Source organism: Aeromonas fluvialis (genome assembly GCF_000819885.1).
Taxonomy (GTDB): Bacteria; Pseudomonadota; Gammaproteobacteria; order Enterobacterales; family Aeromonadaceae; genus Aeromonas; species Aeromonas fluvialis.
Genome location: NZ_CDBO01000039.1, coordinates 1 through 3512, shown reverse-complemented (window position 1 = coordinate 3512; position 3512 = coordinate 1). Strand labels below are relative to the sequence as shown.

Sequence of the window (3512 nt, the reverse complement as noted above, 5' to 3'; positions counted from 1 at the left end):
GCCAGGCTGCCGAGCAAGGAGATGCTGATGCCCAGTGTAACCTCGGGTTCATGTATGCCAATGGCCGCGGGGTGGCGCACGACGATAGCCAAGCGGTGCGCTGGTATCGTCAGGCTGCCGAGAAAGGCCATGCCGCTGCCCAGTGCAAACTCGGGCGCATGTATGTCAATGGTCACGGGGTGGCGCAGGATGATAGCCAAGCGGTGCACTGGTATCGTCAGGCTGCCGAGAACGGAGATGCCGATGCCCAGTGTAACCTCGGGCTCATGTATGCCAATGGCTGTGGGGTGGCGCAGGAGGATAGCCAAGCGGTGCACTGGTATCGCCAGGCCGCCGAACAGGGCAATACCCGAGCCCAGAGCGTCCTTGGGTTGATGTATGCCAAAGGCCGCGGGGTGGCGCAGGACGATAGTCAAGCGCTGGTGTTGTATCGCAAAGCTGCCGAGCAGGGGTATGCCGATGCGCAATACAATCTTGGCTTTATGTTCCAATATGGTCGAGGCGTGGCATCAGATTGCGCTCAGGCCGTTGCGTGGTATTGCAAGGCTGCGGAGCAAGGTGATGTGAAAGCACAAAACAACCTTGGTTGGATGCATGAACAGGGTCAAGGAATAGCGCAAAACTATAACCAAGCCGTTATTTGGTATCGTAAGGCTGCGGAGAAGGGCTACGCAGAAGCGCAATACAACCTTGGCTGGATGTACCAAAGAGGTCAAGGCGTTGTTCAAGACCTTACGCAAGCCGTTGCTTGGTATCGTAGGGCTGCGATGCAAGGCTATGTCGGAGCACAATACAACCTTGGCTTGATTTACCAATATGGGCTAGGTGTTTCGCAAGATAATATCGAAGCTGCTGCTTGGTATCGCAAGGCTGCTGAGCAAGGTGATGCTGATGCACAAGCCAAGCTCAATTTAATGAAATAATTAAGCAGATATTTTTGCATGACGTTATCTTAACCGAACTGTTTTGCCAAGTTTGAGAGCCCTTTAAAACAGGGCTCTTTTTAATTATCTACTTACTTTTTAAAAGTGCAACAATGAATAAAGGTGAACCGGCGCAGGTTTTAGCGCAAGCAATCAGTAATTTCGGGGTGGACATTGCCAATCAACCGGGTCGCTTAAAGGCGCTATTCGCTGATTTATGCAATGAAAGCAGCCATAAGCGTCAGGTTAGGATTTTACTCTTATTGGCCGAAGAAGGGCTAGTCAAAAAATTAGTCGCAACGTCGAGTCTTTCTGAACGCCACATTTTACGCGCTCAGTTAGGTGCATCGCTGCATGAGGATTATGGTTTTGACGAGCAATTAGCTAATTGGGGTATTGACACATGGCTAACGACATTATGGCCACAGGCTTCTATGAATGATGCAAACGAGCCAGATACCAATGCCGCCGATTTTTTAGCGATACAAACACAAGCGTTGCAAGGTAATGCCGAAGCGCAATATTTACTTGGTAATATATATTATTCTGGTCGAGGTGTCGCAGAGAATAAAGCAGAGGCAGCAGTTTGGTTTCGTAAGGCCGCTGAGCAGGGCCATATCGAAGCGCAATGTGTACTTGGTAAAATGTATTATTACGGCAGAGGGATCGCAGAGGATGAGGCTGAAGCGGCTGTTTGGTTTCGTAAGGCGGTTGAACAGGAACATCACACAGCTCAATATTTTCTCGGCTATATGTATTATTATGGTCAAGGTGTCGCAGAAAATAAGGCAGAGGCGGCTGTTTGGTATCGTAAGGCTGCTGAGCAGGACCATGCCAAAGCACAATATCTTCTTGGTGAAATGTATTATTTAGGACAAGGAGTTGTAGAGGATAAAGCAGAGGCAGTTGTTTGGTATCGTAAGGCCGCCGAGCAGGATCACGCTAAATCCCAAAACCGCCTTGGCTGGATGCATGAGCATGGCCAAGGCGTTGAGCAAAACCCTACACAAGCCCTTGTTTGGTATCGTATGGCTGCGGAGAAAGGTGATGTCAAAGCGCAATTAAACCTTGGTAGTATGTATAAATATGGTAACGGTGGGGAGCAAGATGATACCCAAGCTGCGGTTTGGTTTCGCAAAGCCGCGGAGCAAGATAACGCAGAGGGGCAATATAACCTTGGTCTAATGTATAAAAATGGTCGAGGTGTGGAGCAAGACGATATCCAAGCTGCTGCTTGGTTTCGCAATTCAGCAGAGCAAGGTGCTGCAGAGGGGCAATATAACCTTGGCCTAATGTATAAAAATGGTCGAGGTGTTGAGCAAGACGATACCCAAGCTGTTGCTTGGTTTCGCAAAGCAGCGGAGCAAGACGCTGCCGAGGCGCAATACAACCTTGGCTGGATATATGAACACGGGCAAGGTGTGGCGAATGATAATATCCAAGCTGTAGCTTGGTATAGTAAAGCTGCAGAGCATGGCCACGCTGACGCCCAATATCGCTTGGGGTTGATATATGATTATGGCCGAGGTGTCACTGAAGATGCTATCGCAGCAGTAATTTGGTACCGCAAGGCTGCTGAACACAACCATATAAATGCACAGTTTAAGCTCGGTGAAATGTTAAGAGTTGGTTTAGGTGTAGAGCAAGATCTCATTGAAGCTGTGATTTGGTATCATAGATCAGCTGAGCAAGGTTCTGTTAAAGCGCAATACGCTCTTGGAAATAGATATTATTTCGGTTGGGGTCTTGGTAAGAACTATGCTGAAGCAGCTTATTGGTATAATAAAGCTGCTAAAAGTGGTGATTTAAAAGCACAATTTAAAATTAACACCATGAATACAATGTGTTTTTTTTGTAAAAAAACAAGCATGCAATTAATATATGGGATCAATGGTTTTTTAAGAGGGTGGCAGGCTGCTACTCAATTTAAAATACGTAAATGTTGGAGTGGTCTAGCTAATTTTTCCAATTTGTTAGGAAGTTTAAGTTTTTTATTAGCCATTTTTATTTTGTTAACTTTATTCTTTTATTTCATTTCAAACAAAGTGGTTGAACCAGCTAAGTCAGCACCAGCAAAACGGGGTGTAGTGGCTGAGGAATCTGCACCAGCAACGCAGCAGGCAGGTCAAAGAACGCCTATCGATGAGCTGATGGAAACACAAAAAATGGTTCTGCCAATCATGCTTGTTGCGCCACCTGCCATGTCTCAGGAAAGCTGGATCCTGCACCTCGGTGCCTTTAAGAACGTCGACAGCGTCAACGCGCTGGTGAGCAAGCTGCGGGCGGCGGGCTATTCTGCCCACACTTCGCCGCGCACACCGGTGCAGGGTCAGCTCAATCGGGTCTTTATCGGACCGGATGTCTCCAAGGCCAAGCTGCAGGGGATGCAGGGTCGAATAGCACAGATGACTGGCTTGAGCAGTTCAGTAGTGGCTTACAATCCCTAATGGCTGTTTTTGGCGTGCCCAATAGCAAGGTATCTGGCCCTTGTATATGTCCAGACTTGATGTCTTTGGTCAGCTCAGCAGCCAGTGCTTTGAGCTTGTTTTGGTTCATTTGCATGCCCACGAATGGCTAATAACATCATGT

At 47.8% G+C, this 3512-nt stretch carries 1 protein-coding gene and 2 pseudogenes; all 3 read left to right on the top strand.

The features are described 5' to 3' along the window. Positions 1 to 923: SEL1-like repeat protein (locus tag BN1125_RS19675; protein WP_042011785.1), on the top strand; the 923-nt coding region annotated here is incomplete at its 5' end. Between the two features lie 113 nt (positions 924 to 1036). Next, positions 1037 to 2716: pseudogene (locus BN1125_RS19515) on the top strand (SEL1-like repeat protein); the annotation flags it as partial. A gap of 240 nt (positions 2717 to 2956) precedes the next feature. Beyond that, positions 2957 to 3370 (top strand): annotated as a pseudogene (locus BN1125_RS19865) (SPOR domain-containing protein); the annotation flags it as partial. Positions 3371 to 3512 lie beyond the last annotated feature (142 nt).